The sequence below is a fragment of the Micromonospora sp. PTRAS2 genome, from assembly GCF_054052245.1.
Genome location: NZ_JBSWBU010000002.1, coordinates 791633 through 816652, shown reverse-complemented (window position 1 = coordinate 816652; position 25020 = coordinate 791633). Strand labels below are relative to the sequence as shown.

At 69.8% G+C, this 25020-nt stretch carries 26 protein-coding genes; 15 read left to right on the top strand and 11 right to left on the bottom strand.

Features of this window, described 5'->3' with window-relative positions; all coding sequences use genetic code 11:
- Nucleotides 1-97: 97 nt before the first annotated feature.
- The 13 genes from ACVMYR_RS09475 (at nt 98) to ACVMYR_RS09415 (ending at nt 11987) form a co-directional block, all read left to right on the top strand.
- Entirely contained in the window at nt 98-1369 is a 1272-nt protein-coding gene (locus ACVMYR_RS09475) for a hypothetical protein (RefSeq protein WP_457121602.1), read from the top strand.
- Nucleotides 1366-2964 carry a type IV secretory system conjugative DNA transfer family protein gene (locus ACVMYR_RS09470; RefSeq protein WP_457121601.1) on the top strand — a complete coding sequence of 533 codons (1599 nt, stop codon included), beginning with the start codon at nt 1366-1368 and terminating at the stop codon, nt 2962-2964. Before ACVMYR_RS09475 ends, ACVMYR_RS09470 begins: the two co-directional genes overlap by 4 nt.
- Nucleotides 2965-3026: 62 nt before the next feature.
- Nucleotides 3027-3845 carry a replication-relaxation family protein gene (locus ACVMYR_RS09465; RefSeq protein ID WP_457121600.1) on the top strand — a complete coding sequence of 273 codons (819 nt, stop codon included), beginning with the start codon at nt 3027-3029 and terminating at the stop codon, nt 3843-3845.
- Nucleotides 3833-4885, top strand: coding sequence for a M23 family metallopeptidase (locus ACVMYR_RS09460; protein ID WP_457121599.1), 1053 nt, complete (start codon nt 3833-3835; stop codon nt 4883-4885). Before ACVMYR_RS09465 ends, ACVMYR_RS09460 begins: the two co-directional genes overlap by 13 nt.
- Before the next feature lie 431 nt (nt 4886-5316).
- Nucleotides 5317-6486 (top strand): hypothetical protein, encoded by a 1170-nt coding sequence (locus ACVMYR_RS09455; protein WP_457121598.1) that lies wholly within the window; start codon nt 5317-5319, stop codon nt 6484-6486.
- A gap of 83 nt (nt 6487-6569) precedes the next feature.
- Nucleotides 6570-7220, top strand: coding sequence for a hypothetical protein (locus ACVMYR_RS09450; protein ID WP_457121597.1), 651 nt, complete (start codon nt 6570-6572; stop codon nt 7218-7220).
- Complete coding sequence (locus ACVMYR_RS09445) at nt 7217-7789, top strand: hypothetical protein (protein WP_457121596.1); 573 nt, start codon at nt 7217-7219, stop codon at nt 7787-7789. The genes ACVMYR_RS09450 and ACVMYR_RS09445 overlap by 4 nt, the downstream gene beginning before the upstream one ends.
- Before the next feature lie 167 nt (nt 7790-7956).
- Nucleotides 7957-8943: a DUF932 domain-containing protein gene (locus ACVMYR_RS09440; RefSeq protein WP_457121595.1), complete on the top strand. Its 987-nt coding sequence runs from the start codon at nt 7957-7959 to the stop codon at nt 8941-8943.
- Between the two features lie 142 nt (nt 8944-9085).
- Nucleotides 9086-9565: a hypothetical protein gene (locus tag ACVMYR_RS09435; RefSeq protein ID WP_457121594.1), complete on the top strand. Its 480-nt coding sequence runs from the start codon at nt 9086-9088 to the stop codon at nt 9563-9565.
- 90 nt (nt 9566-9655) lie between these two features.
- Entirely contained in the window at nt 9656-10075 is a 420-nt protein-coding gene (locus ACVMYR_RS09430; protein ID WP_457121593.1) for a hypothetical protein, read from the top strand.
- Nucleotides 10076-10143: 68 nt separating this feature from the next.
- Complete coding sequence (locus ACVMYR_RS09425; protein WP_457121592.1) at nt 10144-10740, top strand: hypothetical protein; 597 nt, start codon at nt 10144-10146, stop codon at nt 10738-10740.
- Nucleotides 10737-11132 (top strand): hypothetical protein, encoded by a 396-nt coding sequence (locus tag ACVMYR_RS09420; RefSeq protein WP_457121591.1) that lies wholly within the window; start codon nt 10737-10739, stop codon nt 11130-11132. Before ACVMYR_RS09425 ends, ACVMYR_RS09420 begins: the two co-directional genes overlap by 4 nt.
- A 210-nt stretch (nt 11133-11342) precedes the next feature.
- Nucleotides 11343-11987: a hypothetical protein gene (locus ACVMYR_RS09415; RefSeq protein ID WP_457121739.1), complete on the top strand. Its 645-nt coding sequence runs from the start codon at nt 11343-11345 to the stop codon at nt 11985-11987.
- A gap of 62 nt (nt 11988-12049) precedes the next feature.
- Here the strand turns inward: ACVMYR_RS09415 and ACVMYR_RS09410 are convergent, their stop codons facing one another.
- The gene (locus ACVMYR_RS09410; protein WP_396789468.1) at nt 12050-12214 is read right to left on the bottom strand and encodes a hypothetical protein; all 165 of its coding nucleotides are present in this window, start codon (nt 12212-12214) and stop codon (nt 12050-12052) included.
- A 413-nt stretch (nt 12215-12627) separates the two neighbouring features.
- Between ACVMYR_RS09410 and ACVMYR_RS09405 the strand changes: the two genes are divergently transcribed.
- Both ACVMYR_RS09405 and ACVMYR_RS09400 read left to right on the top strand, forming a co-directional pair.
- A complete protein-coding gene (locus ACVMYR_RS09405) occupies nt 12628-13122 on the top strand; it encodes a hypothetical protein (protein ID WP_457121590.1) in 495 nt (164 codons plus the stop codon).
- Between the two features lie 142 nt (nt 13123-13264).
- Nucleotides 13265-15400: a M48 family metalloprotease gene (locus tag ACVMYR_RS09400; RefSeq protein ID WP_457121589.1), complete on the top strand. Its 2136-nt coding sequence runs from the start codon at nt 13265-13267 to the stop codon at nt 15398-15400.
- 224 nt (nt 15401-15624) lie between these two features.
- Here ACVMYR_RS09400 and ACVMYR_RS09395 read toward each other — a convergent pair whose 3' ends face one another.
- The 10 genes from ACVMYR_RS09395 to ACVMYR_RS09350 all read right to left on the bottom strand — a co-directional run bounded on the left by ACVMYR_RS09395 (nt 15625) and on the right by ACVMYR_RS09350 (nt 25019).
- Nucleotides 15625-16530: a DUF2637 domain-containing protein gene (locus ACVMYR_RS09395; RefSeq protein ID WP_457121588.1), complete on the bottom strand. Its 906-nt coding sequence runs from the start codon at nt 16528-16530 to the stop codon at nt 15625-15627.
- Nucleotides 16527-19352, bottom strand: coding sequence for a BTAD domain-containing putative transcriptional regulator (locus tag ACVMYR_RS09390; RefSeq protein WP_457121587.1), 2826 nt, complete (start codon nt 19350-19352; stop codon nt 16527-16529). The genes ACVMYR_RS09395 and ACVMYR_RS09390 overlap by 4 nt, the downstream gene beginning before the upstream one ends.
- Before the next feature lie 28 nt (nt 19353-19380).
- The gene (locus tag ACVMYR_RS09385; protein WP_457121586.1) at nt 19381-19842 is read right to left on the bottom strand and encodes a pilus assembly protein TadG-related protein; all 462 of its coding nucleotides are present in this window, start codon (nt 19840-19842) and stop codon (nt 19381-19383) included.
- Nucleotides 19839-20300 carry a TadE/TadG family type IV pilus assembly protein gene (locus tag ACVMYR_RS09380; RefSeq protein WP_457121585.1) on the bottom strand — a complete coding sequence of 154 codons (462 nt, stop codon included), beginning with the start codon at nt 20298-20300 and terminating at the stop codon, nt 19839-19841. The genes ACVMYR_RS09385 and ACVMYR_RS09380 overlap by 4 nt, the downstream gene beginning before the upstream one ends.
- On the bottom strand, nt 20297-20686 hold the full coding sequence (locus ACVMYR_RS09375) for a TadE family protein (protein WP_457121584.1): 390 nt from the start codon (nt 20684-20686) through the stop codon (nt 20297-20299). The genes ACVMYR_RS09380 and ACVMYR_RS09375 overlap by 4 nt, the downstream gene beginning before the upstream one ends.
- A gap of 93 nt (nt 20687-20779) precedes the next feature.
- Nucleotides 20780-20971: a hypothetical protein gene (locus ACVMYR_RS09370; RefSeq protein WP_077940439.1), complete on the bottom strand. Its 192-nt coding sequence runs from the start codon at nt 20969-20971 to the stop codon at nt 20780-20782.
- Nucleotides 20972-21038: 67 nt separating this feature from the next.
- Entirely contained in the window at nt 21039-21935 is an 897-nt protein-coding gene (locus ACVMYR_RS09365) for a type II secretion system F family protein (protein ID WP_457121583.1), read from the bottom strand.
- Nucleotides 21932-22834, bottom strand: a complete 903-nt coding sequence (locus ACVMYR_RS09360; protein ID WP_457121582.1) for a type II secretion system F family protein — start codon at nt 22832-22834, stop codon at nt 21932-21934. Before ACVMYR_RS09360 ends, ACVMYR_RS09365 begins: the two co-directional genes overlap by 4 nt.
- A complete protein-coding gene (locus ACVMYR_RS09355) occupies nt 22825-24213 on the bottom strand; it encodes a CpaF family protein (RefSeq protein ID WP_457121581.1) in 1389 nt (462 codons plus the stop codon). Before ACVMYR_RS09355 ends, ACVMYR_RS09360 begins: the two co-directional genes overlap by 10 nt.
- Nucleotides 24210-25019, bottom strand: a complete 810-nt coding sequence (locus tag ACVMYR_RS09350; protein WP_457121580.1) for a hypothetical protein — start codon at nt 25017-25019, stop codon at nt 24210-24212. Before ACVMYR_RS09350 ends, ACVMYR_RS09355 begins: the two co-directional genes overlap by 4 nt.
- Between the last annotated feature and the right edge of the window lies 1 nt (nt 25020).

The window sequence follows — 25020 nt, the reverse complement described above, 5'->3', positions numbered from 1 at the left end:
CCGATCGGAGTCTCCGATGGTCCCCGTCCCTGTCCTGTCCCTATCCCCGCCGTCGCCGCCTCCGGAGCCTGCCGGGTGTGTGTCTGGTCAGGGTGGCGTGGCCGGCTCCTTCGTGGGTGAGCTGCTGTGCGGCTCGTGGGGCGACGACGCCACCGGCGCTGTGTGGCATCTCGTTCGCGACCGGTGGCCGATGCTCCTCGCCGCCCTGGCCGCGCTCATCACCATCCGAGTCCTGTGGACGGTGTGGCGGCGGCGCGTCTGGCGGCGGCACGCCGCCGGAGCACGGTGGCTGCAGATCACCCCACCGGTAACCGCGACCCCGGCCGCGACGATCGGCCTGTGGCGGTTGCTCGCCACCGTGTTGCCCGCGCCGCGCCGCTGGGCGCTGCGCCCGACCCGGCTCGTCTGGGAGATCGTCGCCGACCCGGACGGGATGCGGTGTGGGCTGTGGCTGCCACCGGGCGTCAACCCGACCGCCGTCGTGCGGCTGCTGCAACGCGGCTGGCCCGGCGTCCGCGTCGAACAGACCAGCCCACCGGCCGTCCCGACGACCGGGGCCGTGGCCGCCCTCGCGGTCTGGCCCACCCAGCCGGAATGGCTGCCCCTGATCGAGGACACCACACCGACCCCGCGCCGAGGCATGGACGCGGGCGCCCCGGAGGAGGACCGGCTACGGGCGGTCTATGGCGGGCTCGCCTCGGCCGGGCGCACCGGCGGCGCGCTCCTGCAAGTCCACCTCGGCCGGGCACCAGCTCACCGCTTGCGGCTGCTGCGCCGCGCGATGACCAACCCCCAACGCGCCCGCCGCCCCCGAGGGACCGCCCGCGCCGTTGGGCTGCTCGCCGACGGGCTACGAGCGCTGATCCTCGGCGTCCTGAACATCGTCACCCCCGGCCCATCCAGCCCGAGGCGGCACACCCGTGCGACCGACCCGTACACCGCCGAACTGGCCCGGCAGGCACGGGCGAAGTACGCCGACGCACCACACTTGCTCGTCGCCGTACACGCGGTGGCCGCTGGCCCGACCAAGGCCGCCGCTGTCGCGGCGGCGGCCGATGTCAGCTCGGGGTTCGGGCTGCTGTCAGCGCACTTCACCCGCCGCCGGCTCCGTTCCGGCGCGGGCGCGGCGGCCGACCGATGGGTGCCCGAGGCCCGCATGAGCCTCGTCTCCGTCGCAGAGGCCGCCGCCTTCGCCGGGCTGCCTGCCGAACCGGCCGCCTACGGCCTGCCCGGCGCGGCGTCGCGGCGTCGGGCCGCCACCCGCGAGGTCTTCCGCGCTACCCCGGCCCCGCGCCGCCGGCCGCTCGCCGATCCACCAGCCGAGTCGGAACAGCGCGACGATCCGCCGACCGTTTGGAGCACACCTTGAACAAGATCAAGAGCAAGGCGGCCGGGTCGAACACCCGCGCCGAGGGTCGCAGGCTCAACCTGGTACCGCTCGATCAGCGTCGTGGCCTGGGCGGCAAGGTCATTGGCATAGCCAACGCCGGTTCGCCGATGCGGGTCGGGATCTCGCTGGCCGATTGCCGGTACCACGTCCATGCGCTCGGGCCGACCGGCACGGGCAAGACGACGCTGCTGATGCGGATGATCCTGGACGATGTCGAGGCCGGGCGTGGTGTGGCGGCGTTCGACCCAGCCAAGGGTGACCTCATTCGTGATCTGTTGGCCCGGCTGCCGAAGTCGTGCGGTGACCGGCTGGTCCTCATTGACCCGGACGAGCGGGCCGCGCCACCGGCGATCAACCTGCTCGACCCGAGCGTGCACGGCGGCAGCGCGCACGACGTGGCCGCGAACCTCACGGCGGTGATGGCGAAGGTGTGGTCGCGGTGGTGGGGGCACCGGACCGCCGACATCTGCTACCACGGTCTACTCACCCTCGCCCACCTTGAAGGTGCCACCCTCGCCCAGCTACCGCGGCTGCTGTCCGACTCGACGTGGAGGACCGCACGGGTCAACGCCGTCACCGGCAGGTTGAACGCGTGGGAAGGCAACACCCTCGGGGAGTTCTGGGAAGGGTTCAACGAGCTGCCCGCCGCGCAGCGCTCCGGCCTCGTGGCCCCGCTGCTGTCCCGGCTGCGTCTCGTGCTGGCGCACCCCATGGCTAACAGCCTGTTCGGGGTGCCTGCCACCACGTTCTCCTTCGCTGACATCCTCGACGGCGGCATCATGCTCGCGCGCCTGCCCAAGGGCGTCATCGGCGAAGACGGCACCCGCCTGGTCGGCTCCCTGCTGCTCGCGGGCTTGTGGCAGGCCACCACCGCCCGCGCCCGCATCCCCGAGGACGACCGTCCCGACGCGATGATCGTCCTGGACGAATGCCACAACTTCCTGCACCTGCCCATCGGGATCGATGACGCGCTTGCCGAGGCCCGTGGTCTGCACACCTCGTTCGTCCTCGCCCACCAGTACCTCGGCCAACTGTCCGGGGACATGGTGGAGGCGATCGACGCCAACGCCCGGAACAAGGTGTACTTCGCCCTCGCGCCCCGCGATGCCATCGACCAGGCCCGGCACCTACGGCCGTACCTCGATGACGGGGACCTGATCCGCCTCGGCGGCTACGAAGTCGTCCTGCGGCCGGTCGCCCGTGGCCGAGTGGTGCCACCGGTCACCGCCGACACCGAGCCCCCGTCACCTCCTCTGCTGGGCCGAGCCGGCGAGCTGCGCCGCGCCGCCCGTGACCACACCGGCCTCACCGCCGAGGAACGTCGCCGGCTGCTCGGCGAGACCGCGACCGCTGCCGCACCGGCCGAGCGGTCGACACCCGTCGAGGGTGCGGTGGTGGAACTGGTAGGCCGCAACACCTTCGCTTCTCACCCCGAGTGGTCTAACGAGACCTCTAACGAGCGATCCAACGAGCAACCCAACGACCACGAACAGCCGGGTGAACACACCCCCTTGAACACGCCATACGCGCACGCGGACGGGGGTGAGGAGGACCGGTGGACCGGAACCGACTGATAAGAGAGATCCCTCCTACCCGCACATCTGCCACCGGCAGCTCCCGCCTCACGGCGTCCGTCGTGGCCGCCGAACTCGGCCGACTCACCCCCCGAGACCGGCACCTCCTGGACCTGCTCGACCAGCACCGGACCTTCAGCACCGACCAGCTCGTCGACCTCGCCTTCGGTTCCGTCGGCCGTGCCCGCAACCGCCTCAACACCCTTCACGATCGAGACATCCTCGACCGGTTCCGCCACTACCAGCGGCCCGGCTCGCAAGCGTGGAGGTGGACCCTCGGCCCGGTCGGCGCGGCCCTCATCGCGGCCGGACGAGGCGAGACGCTGCCCCGTCCCGCCGTCGTACGCGACGCCACCGCCCGACTCGCCATGTCCCCGACACTGGCGCACCTGCTCACGGTGAACGGGTTCTTCGTCGCGCTCACGGCTCACGCCCGCACGCACCCCGGGGCGCGGTTGGTGCGGTGGTGGAACGAGGCCCGCTGCCGCGAGGCGTGCGGCAACCTGGTCCGCCCGGACGGACACGGCGTGTGGGCCGACAACGGCCCGGCGGTGCCGTTCTGGATCGAGGCCGACCTCGGCACCGAAACCCTGTCCCGGGTAGTGGGCAAGCTGACCGGCTACGCCGCCCTACCACCCCGCCGGGCATACCCGGTGCTGTTCTGGCTACCCACCACCGCCCGTGAGACCAACCTCCATGCCCACCTCCGGCGGGCCGGGGTGCCGGACGGGGTGACCGTTGCCACCGCCGCCGCCGCCGATCACGCCGCCGCGTCCGGCGGTCCGGCGGGGCCGGTGTGGCGGATGGTGGGGCATCCCGACCGGGTGAAGCTGGCCGGGCTGCCCGCACCGGGCGGGGACGGTGGGTCGTGGGACGGCTAGCCGTGTGGGTCGCGGTCGGGGTCGCCGGGTTGCTGCTGTTGCTCACGGCGGCTACTGCCGGGGTCGTCTCCTCGGTGTTCGGCGGGGGCGGGGGCGGCGGTAGTTGCGTCGGGGCGGTCACCGTGCCGGGTGCCACCCCGGCGGGGTTGACGGCGGAACAGGCCCGTAACGCCGGGGTGATCGTGGCCGTGGGTGAGCGGATGCGGGTACCGGTGCGCGGGTGGGTGATCGCCGTTGCCACCTCGTTGCAAGAGTCATCGTTGATCAATCACGGTGACCTCGGCCCGAACAACGATCATGACTCGTTGGGGTTGTTCCAACAGCGACCGTCGCAAGGATGGGGCACCCCGGAACAGATCATGAACCCCGAGTACGCCGCTGCGACGTTCTTTGAGGCGTTGCTACGGGTGCCGGGGTGGGAACGACTACCGCTCACCGAGGCCGCACAAGAGGTGCAACGGTCGGCGTACCCGGACGCGTACGCCAAACACGAGACGCGGGCAACCGAGATCGTTGCGGCGTACACCGGCGGAACGCTGCCCGTCTGCGACGGTGCGCCGGTCAGTGCCGCCGGGTGGACGCGCCCGGTGGTGGGCACGGCGGGTTCCAGGTTCCGCACCGGTGAGCGGCCCGGCCATGACGGCGTTGACATCATGGCCGGGAAGGGCACCGTCATCCGGGCCGCGTCCGGCGGCGTCGTGGTGCGCGTGCGGTGCAACGTCGGGGGCGACTCATGGGAACCCGCCGGGGACCCGATGCCGTGCGACCGTGACGGCTACCCCGGGCTCGGCGGGTGCGGCTGGTATATGGAGATCCGGCACGCGGGGGACATCGTTTCGCGGTACTGCCACATGGTGCGACAGCCCATGGTGCGGATAGGGCAGACGGTGATAGCGGGTCAGCCTATCGGCCACGTCGGGAGTTCCGGAAACTCTTCCGGTCCGCATTTGCACTACGAGATCCACGAAGGCTATCCCGCAGCCGAGGACAATGCCGCTGACCCGGTTCCTTTCATGCGCGGAAGAGGCGTGGCACTGTAAACTCATGAAGTGATTTTCCGCACATTCAAAGAAGGCCCCCGTGGGTTGCCGTGAGCGCCGCGCGTCCGGTCCACCGGGCGCGCGGCGTAGTCGCTCCGACCCGGAAACCGCGACCCCGTAAGACGGTGTGAGCGGTCCCCGCACCGCCCGCCCTGTGCGGCACTAGGGAGCCGCGCCGAACGTGCCACAGCGTTGGACACGGGGCCGTCAAATGGTGTTTCGGGTGGCGGTAGCGGTTCCTGAATCGAGAACGGAAGCGGCCCGGGGTGGTCCCCGTAAAGAGTCTTGCGCAACGGGGTTGACAATCGTCGCGTGCAGAGGGTCCATGGACATGGGCAACAAAAACCGCCCCGGCGAAACCGCAAACAATGCGCACCACGCGCACGCGGCATCGCTATTGCCGACCCCTATTGCACGGAGGTTTATTCGCCATGTCCACCAACGCCAACACCGCCCCGACCACCACCGCCGCCACCGTTGCCCGGACCCTCGCCAACCACCCCGACGGCATCACCGTCCGTGGCCTCGCGGCCGAGGCCGGGGTGGGTCAGTCCACCGCCGCCAAGGCCCTCGCCGCGATGGAGGCCGACGGTACCGCCACCCGCACCCCCGGCCCGACCAACGGCAACCGCAAGAGCGCCGACATCTGGCACCCCGTCACCACCGACGCGACCGACGAGCCGACTCCGGCCGACAACGCCACCGAGGCGACCCAGGGCGACGACGCGACCCCGGACGCGACCGACGAGGCGACCTCCGCGACCGACGAGGCGACCCAGGGCGACGACGCCACCGACGCGACCCCGGATGCCACCGACGGGGCGGCCCCCGCCGACGACGCGAACGGGGGCGGCGGGGCGGACGAGTCCGCGCTACCGGAGGCCCCCGTGTCCGGTGCGCCGGTGTCGGGGGTGCCGGTCGCCCCGCGTCAGCCTGACCTCAAGGTGCTGATCATGGCTGGTGTGCTGGGTGGGCACCCCGACGGCATCACCGCCGACGAGGCGATCAACGAGAGCGGTCTGTCGGTCGCGATGGGCGACACGATTCTCGCCGCGATGGAGGTTGCCGGGGCCGCCCGTCGCCTGCCCGTTGACGACGACGGTAACGAGTTGTGGGTCATCGGGGACGGCGACCTCGCCACCGTGGACCCGGCCAACGCCCCGACGCACACGACGTGCCCGACGTGCGGTCACACCCGCAAGATCCGCCGCCCCTCGGCCCGCCGTGCCAACGGCACGGGCCGCACCACGGGTGAGATCAACAGCGACGGGTCGGTGAAGCTGGGCAAGAACGAGTTGCGCAACCGGGTCGAGGCGTTCATGCGTGACCTCGGCACCGGCCACGACGTGACCCCGGGCACCGTCGCCCGTGAGATCGGCGGGCGTAGCCCCGGCGCGGTCCGCAACGCCATGTCCAAGCTCGCCGGGGCCGGTGTGCTGATCCTGACCCGTGAGGCCCCGGAAACCTACGCCCTCGCGGACAACCCGCCCGCCCCGCCCGCCGAGGTCCGCGCGTTCATGGCCCCGCCGCAGACCGACGACACCGCCGACGACGACGAGGCCGGCACCGACGAGGCCGCCGCCGCGCCGGTAGCGGCCTGACCTACCGCCCCGCCGGGGCCGGGCATCACGCCCGGCCCCGGCACCCGCACGCCCATCTACACGCGCCACGAAAGGAACAGACCATGACCACCCCCCACGGCTACCCCGACCACGACCACGCCGCCCACGGCCCGACGTCCGCGCCGGGGTCGCTGCGCTGCCCCGAATGCGGGGAACCGGCCCGGACAATGCCGGGGCGTGACTGGCCCCTCGACGGGTTCGCCTCACGTCCGGCCACGTCCCACCACGACGGCACCCCGCTATGCCCGGTGCCCGGCCCGAACGGCTCACAACCGGCGGACCCGGTCGGCGCTCCGGCGCGCCTGACCATGCGGCAGGCCGTACGGCAATCGTGGCTCATTCACCCTGACTGGACTGTCGCCGATCACCTCGCGTGGCTCGATGGCGAGGGCTACGACACCGGCACCCTGGCCGGCGACCCGGACGAGGTGGTCGGCCGATGGCTGACCGAACACCGCCGCTCCACCCCAGTGCCCCGGCCCGCCGATGACCCCCGCGTCTACATGGTTGCCGGGGGCGACATGGTGGCCGTGTTCGACTCGGCGCAAGAGGCCGACATCATGGCCCTGACGATGACCGCCGTGAACCTCGAACCGGTCACCCTGTCCCTGACCGAGGCGCAATGGGAACAGGCGCACGCCGTATTGCGGTCACAGCAACCGCACATCACCGTGACCGACGCCCGGCCCGGCCGTGCGGCCGGTGCGTCGTGACCGGCCCATCGGACACCGGCCCGGCCACCGACTGGCCCGATATCCCCGCGTCGCTTGCCGCGCGCCCTCACGACGCGCGGCGCGGACTGCCCATCCCGCCGGTCAACATCCACCCTGACCCGACCGGCGACGGCTCGCACGTGGACTTCACCACGATCAACACCACCGTCTCCACCCGCCTCGCGGTCGAACGGAGGTGCTCGCTGTGCGGTGAGCCGATGGGTTATTGGGTGGCGTTCCTCGGCGGCCCTCGCGCGGCCGAGTTGATGCGCTACGCGGACCCGCCGGGGCACCCCGAGTGCATGACCGCCGCCCTGTCGCTGTGCCCGCACATCGCGCTCGGTCGGCACCGCCGCGCCCGTGCCGACCGGCCCGGGGCGGGCATCATCCCGCCGGGGTCGCACGGCGACAAACCCGACCGGTACCTGTTGGGCGTCACCCGCGCCTACCGGACCCGGTTCATCCCCGAACACGGGTTCACCGTGTACCTACCGGCCCCGTTCAGAACCGTCCGTGCGTATTTGTATGGGCCGGACGGGCGGCTACGCCCGGCCCCCGACACCCGGTAGGCCACGCCGCGCGGCGGGCGTCAGATTCGCCGCAGAAACCTTCATCGACTCGAACCGATCATCTTGATCCGCCAATAGAGGTAGGAAACATTGTTAGTGACGGCAAGGTCGGGGTGGCAACCCCCGGCCCGCCGCCCACCAAAACACAACCTGGAAGGGGTGCCGCCGTGGCACACGAACTGGAAACCCTCGCCAACGGCCAGACGGCCTTCGCCTCCGCACGGCTGACCGCCTGGCACCAACTCGGCACCGTCACCGACGCCTGCATGACCGCGCAGGAGGTCATGAGCAAGGCGTGGCTCGGCGGCTGGGAGGTCCGCAAGATCGCCCTTCAGGGCATCGAGGTCACCGAGCGCGGGGTGACGAAGGTCGACTGCCCCGACAAGTACATGACCGTGCGCACCAACCCGGCCACCGGTGAGACCGAGTACCTCGGGGTGGTCGGCGAGGACTACTCGGTGGTGCAGAACGAGCAGGTCGCCGAGACGCTCGACCTCCTGGTCGACGCCTCCGGCGCGCACTTCGAGACCGCCGGCTCTATGCGTAAGGGCCGGTCGGTGTTCGTGACCATGAAGCTGCCGACGGCGATGCGCATTGCCGGGGTGGACGACATGGACCTGTACCTCGCGGCCACCACCTCCCACGACGGCACCGCCGCGCTTCGCCTGGACGCGACCCCGGTGCGGATCGTGTGCGCGAACACCCAAGCCCTCGCCTACCAGCGGTCGCGCAGCTCGTACACGTTCCGGCACACCTCGAACGTGACCAGCAAGATTTCCGAGGCGCGGCAGGCCCTCGGCCTGATGTGGAAGGCGTTCGACGCGTTCGAGACCGAGGCCGAGAAGATGATCAACGAGTCGTTGACCATGGGCGAGTTCGAGAAGATCGTCGCGCAGGTGTGGCCCCTCGCGGACGACGCCTCCGACACGTCGCGCAACAACGCGAAGCAGCGCACGAACACGTTGCGGTACTTGATCCGTGACGCGGACACACAGAAGGCGATCAAGGGCACCCGGTGGGCCGGCTACCAGGCCATCACCGAGTACATCGACCACTTCGCCCCCGCCAAGACCAACCTCGTCCGGGCGAGCCGGGCGCTGACCGGTGCCGGTGCCGACCTCAAGGCCCGGGCGTTCGAGCTGCTGGCGGTCTGACATGCGCTGGCCATGGTTCCGCCGTAAGAAGAAGTCCCAGACCTGCCCCGCCATCGGGGTGCACAGCGCTACCGGCACGGCGAAAGTCCGCACAGAGCCGGTCGTCGCGCCACCGCCCGCCTCGGTGCCCACCGACACGGCCGTGATCGCGCTGGCAAACGAAGTGTGCGCCCAGTTCGCGCAGGCTGAGGTCGCCCGCGCGCTGGCCGAACATTCCACCAGCCACGCCGAACACGCCGCTCTGACCGAACGCGCCGCCCGATTCGACGCACTCGTCGACGAGCGTTGGCGGGAACTGGTCAAGGTGATCCGCGCGGGACTGCCCCGCGCGGTGCACGTCGAGCGGTTCATGCCGGTCCGGCCACTGACCAACGGTCACGTCGAGCTGCACGTGCACGACACCTCGGACCGCCGCCTCGTCGTGCTGCTCACCGGCGCGCAGGCCCTCGCCGTGGGCGCGCACCTGACCGCCAACGGGGCGGTCAGCCTCGACCGAATCGGGCAAAAGCTCGATCCCGGCCTGCCGTACGTGAAGGCCGCCCCGCCGTTCGCCCCGCCCGGAGCCGCCGCTCGACCGGCCACCCCGGACGGTTCCGCCGGTCAACCGCTCGCCCGGTCCTGACCGTTGCCGGTGTGCCGCGCGGCCAGGGTCCGACCCCTGGGCCGCACGGCACACCATCCGACATCCCCTCTGACTCACCACGGAGTACCGATGTACCGATCCATGGAGTACGGCGACACCGCCCGGGTGATCAAGCCGACCGACCCGGTCGAATACCGCCTCGGCACCATCACCGAGGTCCGCTATTCCACCCCGCACACCACCCACGCCCGCAGCTACACCCTCCGCTTCCCCAACGGCGACGAGCGCACCTACCCAGCCGCGAACGTCAGGCGAGCCACGCGGGCCGACGACCGCGCCGCCTTGGAGTCCGCGCTTACCGCCGCGTGCGTGGCGCTGCGCTTCGCCTGCCGCATTGCCCATGACTACGACGCCGACCTCAGCTCCGGAAGCGCGAGCCTGCTGCGGCGGCTGGTCGACCTCGCGAGCCTGCGCCTCGGGCTGACCCTCGACCCCGCCAACCCCGCATGGCCGCAGCGCACCCGCAACCAGAACGGAGGCGACCAGTAATGCCACCGCGCCCTCCGCACCCGGAGGAAGCCGGCTGTCGCCCCGAGCCGGCAGCGCCGGACGCGGGCATGGCGCCGGTCCCGGAGTCGCTCTACTGCCGCCGCTGCCGCCGCGCGCTCAACATCCGCTTCAACAACCTCGGCATGATCGTCGAGTACCTGCACGCGGCCGAACAGCGCGGCCAGCGCAGCGACCACCGGCCCGAGCCCGTACCCATCACCGAGATCCCCGACCCGATCATCGAGTGCGACTTCTGCTCCGCACCCGACGCCGCCTGGATCTACCGGTGCGCCAACCAGATCACCGACGCCCGCCGAGTCACCGCACAGGGCATCGCCGTAGGCGACTACCAGTCTCAGCACCACGCGGCACGAGTACGCCGCACCGACACCGAACACGCCTTCAGCCAGGCGTGGGGCGAAGGCTGGTCGGCGTGCGACGGATGCGCCGACTTCATCGAGGCCCGGGACCTGTATGGGCTGATCGGCCGGGTGGTCGAATCCCTGCCCGCGAAGCTCACCCGAGGCAAACACCTCATGCGTACCCGAGGACAGCTCCACGAGCGGTACTCCGACGTGTTCGGCACCCTCGCCCCCGGCCGAGGCCGCATCGCGCCGGGGCACCACCTCGGCATCTGGACCCACCCGACGGGGGAGGCACCATGACCGACACCACAGGGCGGAACGGATGGCCTGCCTTCACGCACGCGAAGGGCCGCCGCCGGACGGGGCCGGTGTGTGGCGCAGTCGACGTGCCGTTGAGCCGCGTGACCGAGGACCCGCACCTCGTCACCTGCCCGGACTGCGAGTCTCTGGCCGAGATCGATGCGCTTCCCGACGACGCGACCGCTGGCGACCCCCGCGTGATCAAGCTGTTGCGGGAGGCGAAGGACGGCAACTTCCGCAAGATCGACGGGGTGGTGGTGGACGCGACCACCGCCGCTGCGATCCTGACCGTCTATGACGCGATCAAACCCGCCACCCAGGCGAAACTCGCCGCGCTGCGCATCGACCGCATGGCGCAGGTCGCCTGGAAGGTGCTGCGCCCACCGAAGTAGCCGGGGTGAGTCGGTGGCCGGCGGGCACACCCGAGGGTGCGCGCAACCCCGACCGGCCACCTCGCCCACTCCGGGCCACCTACGGACACAACGCCGCTTCTACCCGAGCCGGGGCGTGCCGCCGATCCTACGGCGAGCCGTACCCGCCTCGACGGCACGGCACCGGCAGCGAGCCACCACCGGAGGGAGGATGGGGGCGTGGCACGACGCATGATCGACGGACGGCCCGCCCTCGACCGAGCCGGAGTCGCCGCGCACACCGGCGCGGCGTACTCCACGGTCAACCACTGGCACCGCCACCGCGCCCGGTTCGGCTTCCCTGAAGGCTTCCAGCACGACGGACGGGAGTGGTTCTGGCTCGACGACATCGAGGCATTCCACGCCGCGCACCAGGCCGCGAAACGCGCCGAGCTGACGAGGGTCGACCGCCGCGGCGACTCCGACGACCTCATCGGCTCGGGCGCAGCGGCGAGGGTCCTCGGCTACGGCTCGTACCGCAACCTGCCCGACACCCTGTACGACCACCCCGACCGAGTCGAGACGCTGCCGGACGGGCGAGTGCGTCGCTTGTGGTTCCGGCGCACCGTGTGGGCCGTGGCCGACGCCCGTACGGGTCGGCAGTCCACCGGCCGCACCCCCGGCACCACCGGTGCCCGCAAACCGCACCCGTACGCCGACGACCCTCGACTCTCCGCCGCCACCGCGCTCCTGGCCGAGGCGGACCGCACCGGGCACGACCGGCGTGGCCTCGGTGTCGCGCTGGCTCAGCAGCTCGGCATCACTGAGCGCACGGCGCAGCGACTGCTTGCCGCCGCGTGCGTGGCAAGTAGCACCTCTTCCGGCCAGACGGCCTGAGTACGACAGGTGCCGCCGAGTCGGGTCAGCCTGGCCCCGGCGGCACCTGTCGTACGAGTGGTTCAGTCCTCGTCGTCGTTTGCGGCAGGCCGAGGCGTCGGAACCTCGATCAGGTAGCGCAGCGCGCCGTTGATGTCGGTGTTTCGGCTGTCGGCGGTGCGCTTCAGCACGTCGTACACATCGTCAGCGACCTCGATCGTACGGAGGCCGGGCGTTGCGTCGGTCATCTGTGATCCCTTCTGGCAGCGTTCGGCGTGGTGCCCGTCTATGGCAGCCGCGCCTATCCATGCTGACCTCGACGGCGCGATCAAGACCGTTGCTTGTGAGCGGATGGCTGGTGCGGCATGACCGGACCCACTTCGTCTGTTCACACGAGCCGGCGATCGAAGGGGAGAGGTAGGGAACGAAACCCATGCCTAGGTCCAGGGCGACTTCGCCTGCCCCAACAGCGTCAGATCATGGACAGCCGACAGGAGAGCTATGTTCTCTCCGCCGAACAGCCGCTAGCCTGCCAGGCGCGTGGTAGCGGTCCGGCTTGTCAAGGCGGCAAGACGGCAACGCTGAGATTCGGTGGCCGCTCCCCGTAAAGCGACGACCCTTGCACTGAGACGAGATTCAATTGGAACAGCCTCGGCCCACCTTGATCGACGTCGAATTCCTCACCAGATCGATGGTTCGGCGGACCGCGCCTGATGAACTGGCCGCTATTGAAATTTATCTGAAGGCTTACCGTGCGAATCCAGCGATGGTTCGTCGGATAGGTCAAGGGGGCGCCGATGACGCGACGGGGTTTGGGGGGCTTGATTCCTCGATAACGCCATATGCGCTAGCAATCGCTTCGTCGGTGATCACCTTCGTGGCAACGGAAGCCGGAGAGGCCATTCGGGCGGAATCCAGCGATCGAATCAGGCTGTGGGTCAAGAGGATATTCAACCGATCTTCTCCGGAAGGCGCAGCGGCCGTCGAAATGTCGATAGCGGCAAGCTTGACGCCCGAGCAGTTGCAGCTTGTTCGTGACGCCGCATATCGAAAGGCGCGTTCAATGCGCCTTTCCGAGGCTACGGCAAGCAATCTTGCTGACGCGTTGGTCGGAAGTCTGGCACTATCGACGAGTGATCAAATAGATGAACCCTGATCAGTTTGCGTCTGACGTGCGAGTGCGTCTCATCTTCGCGATCCTAATGATCTGTAGCACCTCATTCTTCTTTACGGATCTCATGCAGGGGGACGGGAACGCCCACCAGGAATGTGTTGCCGCAGCGACTAGCGCTGTTCCCATGACCGATTTAGAGGTCGATCGATCAGCTTGGCTCGAATCCTACCTGTTATGCAAGGCGCCATCAGATCGTCGCTCTGCCGTAGCCATGATCGGCGGCCTCAGCTTACTGACTATTGCATACGGAATTTACCATGCGCAGTCGGCCTGGCGAATGCATCGTCGGGGTATCAATCCCTTGCCGCTCGAAGATAACCTCGAACTCAATGCCGTGGTCGCCCACCAAAGTGCAGCCTCGGGGCTACGGATCACGCCACGCCTGTACTACGATACACGTGCAGGAGCCACGCCGGCAGCGTTCGGTCGCGCGAGCGATCCGAAGATGACTCTTAGTCACGGAATGTTCATCGCTTACACTCGGGACCGAGTGCAATTCGATGCAGTCTTACAGCACGAGCTGTTTCATTTTCGCGATCACGATGTCAGTTTCTACTACCGATCCCTCGCGGTCTTTCGATCGGTCGTTGCGGCAGGTACGCTGTATGCAGTGCTTATCTTCGGCATAGTCGCTTTCGCGATCGACATCATGTTGGCCGCCGTCATGGCCATCCAGTTCCTTGCCTCGGTTTTGGTGGCAACGGGTATGCTGCGCGACTACCTGCGTCGCCGCGAGTTCAGGGCCGACATGTACGCCGGTGACATGGTTGGTGTCGCCGCTGTCAAGGCAACGTTGCAGGCTAAGGGGACAATCAAGCCTCGCTACCTTCGCTTCTTCGATGGACACCCTGAACCTCGCGATCGCTTGGCCGCTCTAGATGACCGCAGAAGGGCACTAGAGTTCACGCCGCTAGCTGCTGCATTTACCGGAATTGCTACCAGCGTACTTGTAGCAAATTTCGCGCTTCTCATCTCGAAGGCCGGCGTTCCATGGCTGAATATCAATAGGTATGGAGTTAGCGGTGCGATCGTAGGAGCAGCATTCGGTGGAATTTTGTGCGTCGGCATCTGGCGCAACATCCACCTCGATCTAATCGCGCGTCGCCGGCCTCGAACTGGCCTGGTGTCGGGCCTGGCTGCAGCTGCTGGTGTCGTAGCCGGCGGATTCTTGCCAGCCCAGACCTCCTTTGATGAGGGTGGGCCGCTTATTCCGTTAGCGTGGTACTCGCTAATGGCAATGGGCGGCATTGTCTTGCTCGCACTTTACCTCGCTCTAGCGGGCTGGCTCAGGTTGCGTATGGCACCAGTCTCGTCCGACTGCAAGGCTTATAGGGCTGGGGTTATCGTAGCGTCAGTGCTCGGTGCCGGAATTGGGGCCGGGATCTACCTATTTTCGACATTGCTGCGGGCGCGACAATCGTTGCAGTACGCCACCGAAAGTGCCCCCCTATTCCCAAACGCTTTGCCTCCGCCTGTAAATCACGAACTCGCTATTGCCGTAGGCCTAGTCCAACGGTGGGATACGTATGCCTTGGTTGGCATTGCCGTGTTCTATCTGCTGATAGTTTGGCTTCAGGGACTTCGGTCGCGCCATATGATCGCTAGTGAGGACAATCAAACTCGTCTTCAGGTTGCACCTGAGGGTGCGTCTATCCGGCCGGATCGCGCCGCGTCTCCTTTTCTTGTAACGATGCCGCAAGCCCCGAGTGTCCTAGATTCGGCAGCCACGGCTATGGCACCAGCAAGGGCCGCCGCGCTATTGGTGTTTGCCCTAGCCTCGATCGGCCTCGTTGCGCTGGTCGGGGCGTCAACTCCGTACCTACCCTTCTTGCTGATCACCGTCACGTCCGCACTCGGATTAGCCTGGGCGGATCTAATGGGCTGGCAGATGCGGAGATCTATCGTGCTGACGGCATACGTCATCACCGCGTTGGCGGCGATAACAGCAATGGGGTATGAGGAAGACTATGTGCGCCTCGCTGTCGCTTTATCCCTCTTATGTATTATCCCAATCATCGGATCGCTTGGTATATTGATCGACAGGGGCAGTAGGCACGTTCTGGCAATTCTAGCTCCGGCGCTGCTCCTTGCGCACGAGATATGGATTCTCGCGATAGGTCTAGTGGTCGGCGGAACTCTCGTCGGGCTCGCGGTGGTTAAAGTTGCTGACGCCCAGGAAGGAGCCCGAAAGCCGTCAGAGCGATACGGAATGGCCATCGCTCTCGTGATGACCATAGCTGTGGAGTTCTTGCTGCGATGACAACCCGGGTGGGGCCGAGTCGGTTGAAGGGTGTTTAATCTGGGAGTTTGTGGGCGGAGAACCCAGTGAGGCCTCTGCCTGTGGGTGTGGTGTGGACGCTTGGACAGGGGACAGCAGTGCCGGGAATGCTGCTGTGGGTACAGGGAGGATGGGCAAGAACTGTTCGGTCGGCTATGGGGGGCCTGCTCGCGTGTCTGATCCCGCGGTGAGCTGATGTCGGCACGTTAGACCGATGCCGTGGGTCGGGTGCCGTTGACCGGCTGCGTCTCCTGGCGCAGCGTGGCGAGTAATTGTGAGACGGCGCTGTTGCGGATGGAATGGCCGTTCTGGCGTAGCCGTCGGGCGAGGGCGTCCCGGCTGACGGTGTGGCCTTCGCGGGTCAGTTCGTCACGGGCCGTGCGTGCGGCGGGCAGGAGCGGCACCAGGTCCGGGGCGAGGTCGATGTCGTCGGTTTCGTCGGATGGGTCGTCATCGTCAGGTTCTGCATCAAGGTCAGCATCAGTCTCGCTGCCGTCCGTTTCCTGGGCGTCGTCCCGGGAGCCGGCAGCGTCAGGAGTCCCACCGTGGGCCGATTCGTCGGCGTCGACATCCTGGAGAGGTGGTTCGGACAGTGGACTCTGGCGGGGTGGGCTAGTGTCGCTGGTGGCAGGTGTGGGCTCGGCGGGCGTCGATGCGATGGGTTGGCCTGGATGTGGTGCCGCTGATGCCTCGGCCGGCACGGTGTGTGGTTGAGGTTCGGCTTCGCGGCGGCGGGCGGCCAGTTCCACCAGGGAGACAGAGGCGACGATGATCAGCCCGTCCACCGAGAGTGGTAGGAGGTACGGCACGGTGCCGGTCTCGCCGTATCGGGCGACGACTCCGACCATGTGGTGATAGCTGATCCACGCGGCGATAGCGGCGATAGCCGAGGCGGCGACGACTCGGATGACGCCGAGTGAACGCCGGTGCACGGGTACCCGGGTGACCAACTCGACGGTGATCAGTAGTGCCATCGGTGGCCATGCCGCGATGGCTTGGGAGATCGGGTTCGGTTGGGCGTGCAGGATGTTCGCGGTGACCGAGGCGGCTACGCCGAGGGCCAGCGTTGCCCGCACGGCCCATTGCATTCGCTGGAGCCGCGTGGCGGTCATGGCCGTTCTCCGGGAACGGTGCCGGCGGGTCGGAGTTGGCGTTCGGCGACGCGGCGGGTGGCTTGGGACGGTTCGGCGTCGCCGAGGCCGGCGAGGCGTTCCTCCAGGCGGCGCAGGGTGCATCGGACGGCATCGGGGCGCTGTTGTCGGCCGTGGATGCGCATGATCCGCTGGTACAGCTCTTCGTTGACGGGGTCGAGATCGGTGGCGTGTTCGAGGGCGGCAATGGCTTGGTCGGGGTGGTCGGGTTCGAGGATTTCGGCGATGCGGGCGTAGGCGGTGAGGATCTGGTGGCGGTAGCTGGTGGCGTAGTCGGTGGCCCATGGGTGGTCGTGGCCTTCGGCGAAGTCACCTGCGTACAGCTCGGTGGCTCGGCGTAGCGCGGTGAGCATCGCCGTGTCGTCGTCGGTGGTGGTGGCTTGGTCGATGGCGGTGAGCATCTGCCAGAGGTCCACGGTGACGGTCTGCGGGTCGAGCTGGTATCGGCCGGTGGCGGGGTCGTAGACGATGAACATGGGTTCGTCGTGGCCGGTGGCGGCGCGGAGCACTCGCCGGGCGGAGGTGATGTCGGTGCGAACGCGTTTGATGGCGGCGGTCGGGTCGGCGTTGGGGTGTAGGTCGGCGGCGAGTTGGTCGAGGGTGCGGCCGGCGGGGTGGGCGGCGAGGACGGCGAGCGCGGTGTAGGAGCCGGTGCGCATTCCGGTGGCGATCGGACCGGCGTCGGTGGCGACGGTGACCGGGCCGAGCACTCGGAGGCGGACCAGGGCCGCCGCGTCGTCGGCCTGGGCCGGTACGGCCTCGTGCGGCTCGACGGTCACCGCGGCCGGCGAGGTCTCGGTGGGCGGGTCGTCGACGTCAGCGCCGGCTTCGGGGCGGGCTATCGCGTCGGTGAGCATGGAGAGGATGGCGGCGAGTTCATCCGCGCCGAGGGTGGACAGCCGTCCCACCCTGCAGGGTTCGTCGTCGCTGCTGGTGATGCCCTCGGCGTTGATCTCGATGGTGGGGATGCCGTCGTGCGGGCCGAGGATGACGGGGTGCAGGTTCAGGGTGGCGCGGTGGGTGGCGACGGCTTGGAGACGGGCGGCGTGCCGGGGGCTGGAGTCGATGAGCAGCACGTACGGCGGTTGCGTCTCGGCGTGGTCGGTGCGGGCGTTGAGGTCGGTGATCGTCTCGGCGTCGAAGGTGTCCAGCAGCCGGCGGCGGCTGATCATCTCTTCCTCGGCGTGGGTGATCGCGGCAGCGGTGTCGGCGAGCACGATGAGGCGTTCTCCGTCGTAGGCGGTGCCGTCGGGGTCCAGCCCGACCGTCGGGGCGTCCTCGGGCAGGAGCTGGGCGAGTAGGTTGGCGGTGGTGACCACGACCGGGCGGGTGCTGGCGGTCTCGACCGCGCCGCTGGTCAGGACGGACGCGAGGATGGCGCGGGCTGCTGGTGCGGCTCCGTTGCCGTGTAGGGCGACGCCGGGGCCGGGCAGGTGGAACAGGCTCATCTCGGTGCCGTCGGAGTTGACGCCGATTGGTGCCGCAATGGCGGGGCTGGCGGGGCGGTGGTCGCTGCTGGGGCCGAGGTGGCGGCTGCCGATGATGTCGACGGGGGCCAGAAACGGTGGCATAGGGGAGCGTTGCGGCGCGGTGCGCACCGGTGCGGGGAAGGTGAGCCGGGCGCGGCGGCGTCGTTGCAGGCGCAGCAGAGCGGCTAGGGCGGCGATGGCGGCGGCCAGGCCGAGGCTGATCCAGCCCTGCGCTGGCAGCGTGATTCCGGCTGCGTCGGTCGGCTGGTTGTCGGATGTGTCGGTGTCCGGCGCGGGGGTGGCGGCATCGGCCGAGTCGGTGGGTGCGCTTGGTTCGGCGGTAGGCGGTGAAGGGCTCGGCTCCGGGGTGGTGGCGCTGGCCGGCGGCGCAGGTGGTGGGACGGCCGGGGCTGTTTCGTTGGCCTCGGGCGCGGTGGTGTCGGGGCTGTCGGGCGGTGGGTCCTGGGTGTGGGGTGGGGTGGTTGCTGGTGCGGCCTTGTGGGCGGGGAGTGCGAGGATCCAGCCGACGTGGATCTCGTCGGGGTCGGTGAGGGCGTAGCCGTTGGCCTGTTCGTGTCCTCGGTTGAGTTTGTAGATCTCTCGCCAGCGGTGCGGGTCGCCGAGGTGCTTTGCAGCGAGGTCCCATAGGTTGTCTCCGGCGACGACGCGGTGTGTGCCGCCCGGGGCGTCTCGTGCCCAGGACGGAACGGCGGCAGGGCTGTCTCGGTGGGTGGTGAGCGGGCCGGTGGTGCTGGTGGCGGACACGCCGATGGTGAGCGCCTGGCGTGGGCCGTGTTCCACGGTTGGCAGGGCGGCGGGGTGTGCCGGGGCGACGGCGGGGCGGCGTGCGGCGGCGTCGGCGGCAGCCGCACCAGCGGTGGGGGTGGTGGTGACGGCGCGGGCGGCGTCGAACAGCACGGCTCCGACGATCGCGCCGACGAGGACAGCGGCGACCCAGCGGATCGGGCCGCGTCCACTCGCCGGGGGTCGGGGCTGACCGTGCCGGCTGGCTCTCGCGGCGGCGGACGTCTCGATGATCTCGATGGTGGTGTCGCGCAGGAACTGCGCCCACAGCATCCAGCCGATCGTGGCCAGCAGCGCGAAGACCATGGTGTCCGACCATGGGCTCGTGATCGCGGCACGTAGGTCGGTCAGCGTGGGCACCGCGTCGGGCTGCGGCCAGCCGATCCAGTCGAGGGGCCAGCCGGCCGCGACGGTCAGCAGCCATGGCACCCCGGCGGTGAAGCCGGCCAGCACGGCGAGTGCGAGCAGGGCGCGCACGGTCCGGGCGATGGCGGCGATGGTGCGGGACATGCGCGGTCGTCCTCTCCCAAGGTGCGGCTCAGGTGTTGAGGCCGGTAACGCCCTGCACGGCGGTGGCGCTCGCGGAGGCGGACACGTGGAGCTGCCGCACGCCGACGATCTGCAGGAGCTGGGTGCGGCTGGTCCGCCGAACGGTCACGGTGACCGTGGTCGTGGTCGCGGTGGCCTCGCCCGTGGCGCCCGCCGAGGCCAGCCACGCCCGTGCGGTCGACGCGGCTCGGGCCGGGTCGAGTACCGCGACGTTGCGGGTGCGGTACTGGTACAGGTCGAGTTCCTGCGCTCCGGCCCTGGCCGCCGCTTGGGCGATGTCGAGGGCACGGACCTTCTGCGTGAGGGCCAGGCCGGCGTCGAGGACCAGCCCGGCCACGGCGAGCAGGGCGACCATCATCAGGACCGCGAACGCGGTCACCTGGCCGGAGTCGTCGCCGGCACGCTCGCGTAGCCGTTGCCAGTAGCGGGAGCGGGCATCGGGTGGGGTCATGAAGGGCCTCCGCGCCACACATCGATGGGAGAGGTCGCCGTGGCCATCACGACGCGGGTACCAGGGACGGAGAGCAAGGCGAGGTCGGACAGCGGGACGGTGCATTCCACGGTCACGGTGACCGCGCCGCCTGGTCGGAGCCCTCCGGTGGCGACCGTGACGGTGACCTGTCGGCAGGTGACGGAGCGGGCGGCGAGGGTCTCCCGGGCGGTGCGGTCTGCCTCGGCGCGTGCGGCGGCGTCGGTGCGGGCGAGGGAGGCGGACCGGGCCGCGGTGCTAGCGGCGGCGTCGAGGTCCATCTGTGCCGAGACCAAACCTCCGCACAGCACCACGAACAGCATGACGGCCACGAGCAGCGGGGTAACGAGGGCCGCTTCGGTGGTGCTCGCTCCCCGGTCACCGAGAGCGGTGACCTGCCGCAGTCGGAGGAGTCCGGTTGACGCAGCGGCCCAGGTCATGGCGTGGCCCCATCTGGCACGAAGCGTTCGACGGGTCGTACGACGGTGGCGCGGACGGTCCACCGCACGCCCGGGACCACCGTCGCGGCGGTGCCGGTGATCTCGGTGCGGACCTCGGTGGAGGTGCGGGCTACCGACACCGACGGGTCCTTGAGGACCCCGTCGCCGATCGCGGCGAGGGTCTGCTCGCCCGCATCTCGGCCGGCGGCAGCGCTGGATTGGTAGCCGGCGGCGGCGTTGGCCGAACGGGTCGCGGCGCTCTGGGCAACGTGGGTGGCGTGCATGAACACCCCGGCCTGGATGACGAACATGACGATGAGCAGCAGCAGAGGCATAGCGATGGCCAGCTCGGCGGTCGCGGCGCCCGCGTCGGAGTGGGCGGTCACGCGCCTCCACCGGGCGCGCAGCCGTCGGGCCGCGCCGAGCGCCGGGGAGGGCTGGCGCTCGGCGCGGGGTTCCCGGATGGTCGGCGGCATCGGTCAGCCGAGGTCGATGCTGTTGGCCTTGCTGGTGACCTTGACCGCGATGATGCCGAGGACCACGATCGCCAGCGTCACGAGCACGGCGGTGACGAGGACGGCTTCGGTGGAGTAGCCGCCGTCTTTGGTGTCGCGCACCGCCTGCCAGCGGTGCCGCAGCTCGGCGGCGAGGTAGGTGACGAGAGCGGACATGGCGTGCTCCTCCAGAATCGGGTACGGAATCTGTGGCTGTTCGGGATTGGTGAACTGGGGGTGCCTCCTACAGCCCGCCGAGTACGGCAGCCATCGCCGGATAGCCGAGGAAGATCAGGAACCCGGCGAACAGGGCGACGATGGGCAGCGCCATCCGCTCGGTCGCGGCGTTCGCCTCGCCCTCGGCGTCGGTGAGTTGCCGGGCGCGCAGAGCGATGGCACGCGAGCGCAGGGACGCGCGGACCTTCGCTCCTTCGGTGCCGGCCAGCCCGACGGTGGCGGCGAGCTGCTGTAGCTCGGCGACGGCGACCCGGCGGCCGAGGGCGGCGAGGATGTCCCACGGCGGCACCCGAGCCAACCGCGCCTCGGTCAACGCGTACCGCAGTTCGGTGTAGGCGGGGCCGGAGCCGACCTTCGCCGCGTCGTCGAGCGCCTGGTCCACCCCGGCCCCGGACGCGAGGCTGATGACGACCAGGTCCAGGAAGGACGACAGGGCGTCACGGAACGCGGCCCGGTGCTTGGCGGCCTCCGAGCGCACCGACAGTTCCGGGGCGAGGAAACCAGCGATGCCGAGCGCCAGCGACGCGGCGACGGGCACCGTCACGCCGGTACCCACCCCGGCGAGGACGAGCAGCGTCGCGGCGACGGGAGGCAGGAGCAGCCCGAGCACCATTGCGGTCGCCTGCTCGGCGAGGTGCACGTCGACCGGCTTGTCGACGGTGGCAAGGTCGCGGCGGGTACTGGCCAGGGGAAGACCCGCGCGATGCAACCACCGCACCGCCGGGCGACCCCACCGCCCCGACCACCCCAGAGAGTGAGTCCCGGCGGCGTCACCAACGCGGCCGATCCCGTACGGGGCGTCAAGGGCCTTGTCCAGCCGAGGCGGGCGGGGGAACCAGCCCACCACCATCAACCACAACCCGAGACCAGTGCCGAGTCCGGTCAGCAACACCAGCCCGGTCATGTCGGCACCACCTCGCCGTCGACTGGCGCGGCGACACCGGCCAGGACACGGGCGTTGTCGCGGTCGCGCATGAGCCGGCCGAGCCAGACGAACGCGGCGGCGAAGCAGCCACCGGCGGCCAGGAGTACGAGCTGACCGGTCGCCGTGTCGAACGGGGCGAGGTAGCCCCGGTTGAGTAGTGCCAACAGTCCGGCCATGGTCAGGGTGGCACCGACGATGACCCGGGCGGAGGTGCGGTTGCGTTTGCGGGCGGCGGCGATGCGGTGCCGGGAGGCGACCTTCGCCCGCGCCGACGCCGCCAGCTCGCCCAGCACGTCACCGAGTTGCCCGGCGCTGCCCCGCGCGGCCATTACCAGCCCGGCGACCACCAGATCGGCGGTCGGGTCGGCCAGCTCGGCGGCGAACCCGCGCAACGCGTCACGTAGCCGCCAACTGCGCTGTAGGCGTACCGCGAGGCGGGTCACCTCCTCGCGGATCGGCTCCGGGGCTTCGATCGCGCTGGCGGTGATCGCCTGTTCCAGCCCGGCCGCGCCGGACAGGTTGTCCCGCAACGCCTCGGTCCAGGTGGCGATGGCCTCGATCCGGGCCACCCGGCGGGCGTGGTCGCGGTCCGGGCCGATGACCTGCGGCAGCATCCACGCCCCGGCCGCTGCCAGACCGGCTGCAACCGGCCAGCGGGTCACCACACCGACGACCACGCCCACCGTCAGGCACAGGGCTACCCGACGCCGGTCGACCGGCCCACGCGTCGAGGCGAGCCTCGACATCCACGACTCCGTGTTCGAGTCGCCGGGCCCGTTGTCCCGGGGCGACAGGCCGACCACGACCAGCAGCAGCCCGAACGCTGTTCCGGCCCCCAGCAGGGCAGCCAGCGGCACCGTCAACACCATCACGCCCACCCCCCACCCGGGACGGTGCGGGCCTCATCGAGCAACCCCGGGTCGAAGCCGCACCGGACCAGCGCCGACAGCAGCCCGGTCGATGGCGGCGCACCCGGGACCGCTCGCCCATCCGGGTCAGGGCGAAAGATCTCGTTGCTGGACACGGCCAGCCCGTCAGCGCCGACCACCTCCCGCACCGACGTCACCGCCCGCACCCCGCCGCGCCCGGTGAACCCCAGGTGCACGACCAGGTGAACCGCCTCGGACACCAGAAGATTGGTGGTGGCCGGATCCAGGCGTTCCGGCGCCTGCGCGGCGTAGAGCATGAGCTTGTGAAACGCCCCCTTCGACGACGAGGCGTGAATAGTGCCCAACGAGCCGTCGTTACCCTGCGACATCGCGTTGAGCATCGGGATGACCTCGTGCCCGCGGATCTCCCCGACGATGACTCGGTCCGGCGACATCCGCAGCCCTGAACGGAACAACATGCTCATGTCGAGCGCGCCCTCACCCTCGACGTTGGCCTCCCGCGACTGCAACGCCACCACATCCGGATGCACGGCCTTGTCCGCGTCGAGCGCCAGCTCATAGGTGTCCTCGATCGTGACAATCCGCTCGCCCGGTGGGATCGCCGAGGCGAGAGCACGCAGGAGGGTGGTCTTACCCGCACCGGTACGCCCCGCGATCAGCACGTTCAACCGCGCCCGCACCGCAGCGGCCAACAGCTCCCGCAACACCGGGTTGACGGTGCCGAGCTGCTCCAGATCGGCCAGGGTGACCTTCACGTAGCCGTGCCGACGGATCGACAACGCCGGACGCCGAGTCACCGACATGATCGCGTGCAACCGCGAGCCGTCCGCGAGTTGCAGATTCAACACCGGGGCGGCCCGGTCCCAGCGGCGCTCCTCGGCACCCTCGCCGCCGGTCTCCGCGCGCCCGGCGTCAGCCGCCAGGCGACGGATCAGCTCCACCATCTCCGCATCCGAGTCGGCGATCGGCCCGACCTGAGCGCGCCTGCCGTCGCTGTAGCGGACGAACACCTGGTCACAGCCGTTGGCGTTGACCTCCTCGATCCGCTCGTCGTTAAGCAACGGTTGTAGGCCTCCCGCGCCGAGCAGCATGTCCGCCACCGCCCGACCCACCCGCGACTCCACCTCCGGGCGCAGCGGCGCCCGCCCGGCGTTCATCTCCTCCGTCGCGTACCCGTCCAGAACCTCACTGATCAACCGGTGGGTCGTCGCCGCGCGCTCGTCGGCGGGCATCGGCGAACCGGTGGCGGTCTCGTGCGTCCGTGCGGCCTGGGTCAGCCGCTCGGCGACGTCCCGACGGACCCGCCGTACCACCGTGACCTCGCCGGACTCCCCGGCACCCGGGGTCGACAGGAAGGGGCCGGTCACGAGGTCGCCTCCGTGGGCATGTCGCTCGCCTGCGGGGCCGCGACCGGCAGGAACGGGCCGAGGTCCGTCCACAGCCGCGCGTAGGCGGCCATCAGAGGCAGGCGACGCCAGCGCCGCCCGGCCACGAGGTCCCCGCCGAGCACCCCTGCTGCCCGCCGGTCGTCCGGCAACGGACCGAGCACGCTCACCGCCTCCGGATCGCGGGCCAACTCCTGCCCCACGTGCGTCGACATGACATCCGCCACGTCCGCCGCCGAATACACGCCGCCCGCGCCGAGCAGCACCACCAGGCGGCCAGCGCCCGCATCAACGAGGTCGCCCAGGTGCTCCCGCAGATGGGCCATCTCGTCGGCGTTCGCCCGAGCCAGCACCACCACCACATCCGCGAGCCGCAACAACGGCCACACCGGCAAACCCGGCCCCAACCGGCCGCAGTCCGCCACCACCACCCGATCCGGCGCAGCCAGCACCGCCCGACCGCTACCGGTCAACTCCGGCAACGCCGCGCGGGTCTGCGCCCCACCCGCCGGGGCGACCACCACCGGCACCACCACCTCGGCCACCGACACCGGCTGCGACGCGGCGGCGAACACGTCTGCGGAACTCGCCGCGCCTCGGGCGGCGGCGGCCAGGTCCACCACGCTCGGCACCGCCGCCAACCGGTGCCGGCGCATCAGGTCCCCACCCGCCGGATCGCACTCCACCACCACCGGCCGCGCCCACTCCGGCGCGACCGCGGCCAACCCGAGTGTCGTCGTCGTCGCTCCCGGACGACCCTTCACATAGGTCACCGCCACCAGAGGCATG

What these genes read in the sequence shown, in the direction of transcription:
- ACVMYR_RS09450 (WP_457121597.1), top strand. Translation starts at nt 6,570, where the DNA reads ATGACCACCCCCCACGGCTACCCCGACCACGACCACGCCGCCCACGGC.
- ACVMYR_RS09430 (WP_457121593.1), top strand. Translation starts at nt 9,656, where the DNA reads ATGTACCGATCCATGGAGTACGGCGACACCGCCCGGGTGATCAAGCCG.
- ACVMYR_RS09400 (WP_457121589.1), top strand. Translation starts at nt 13,265, where the DNA reads ATGACCGATTTAGAGGTCGATCGATCAGCTTGGCTCGAATCCTACCTG.
- ACVMYR_RS09350 (WP_457121580.1), bottom strand. Translation starts at nt 25,019, where the DNA reads ATGCCTCTGGTGGCGGTGACCTATGTGAAGGGTCGTCCGGGAGCGACG.
- ACVMYR_RS09410 (WP_396789468.1), bottom strand. Translation starts at nt 12,214, where the DNA reads ATGACCGACGCAACGCCCGGCCTCCGTACGATCGAGGTCGCTGACGAT.
- ACVMYR_RS09365 (WP_457121583.1), bottom strand. Translation starts at nt 21,935, where the DNA reads ATGACCGGGCTGGTGTTGCTGACCGGACTCGGCACTGGTCTCGGGTTG.
- ACVMYR_RS09425 (WP_457121592.1), top strand. Translation starts at nt 10,144, where the DNA reads ATGGCGCCGGTCCCGGAGTCGCTCTACTGCCGCCGCTGCCGCCGCGCG.
- ACVMYR_RS09390 (WP_457121587.1), bottom strand. Translation starts at nt 19,352, where the DNA reads ATGTCCCGCACCATCGCCGCCATCGCCCGGACCGTGCGCGCCCTGCTC.
- ACVMYR_RS09420 (WP_457121591.1), top strand. Translation starts at nt 10,737, where the DNA reads ATGACCGACACCACAGGGCGGAACGGATGGCCTGCCTTCACGCACGCG.
- ACVMYR_RS09380 (WP_457121585.1), bottom strand. Translation starts at nt 20,300, where the DNA reads ATGACCTGGGCCGCTGCGTCAACCGGACTCCTCCGACTGCGGCAGGTC.
- ACVMYR_RS09395 (WP_457121588.1), bottom strand. Translation starts at nt 16,530, where the DNA reads ATGACCGCCACGCGGCTCCAGCGAATGCAATGGGCCGTGCGGGCAACG.
- ACVMYR_RS09415 (WP_457121739.1), top strand. Translation starts at nt 11,343, where the DNA reads ATGATCGACGGACGGCCCGCCCTCGACCGAGCCGGAGTCGCCGCGCAC.
- ACVMYR_RS09370 (WP_077940439.1), bottom strand. Translation starts at nt 20,971, where the DNA reads ATGTCCGCTCTCGTCACCTACCTCGCCGCCGAGCTGCGGCACCGCTGG.
- ACVMYR_RS09385 (WP_457121586.1), bottom strand. Translation starts at nt 19,842, where the DNA reads ATGACCCCACCCGATGCCCGCTCCCGCTACTGGCAACGGCTACGCGAG.
- ACVMYR_RS09455 (WP_457121598.1), top strand. Translation starts at nt 5,317, where the DNA reads ATGTCCACCAACGCCAACACCGCCCCGACCACCACCGCCGCCACCGTT.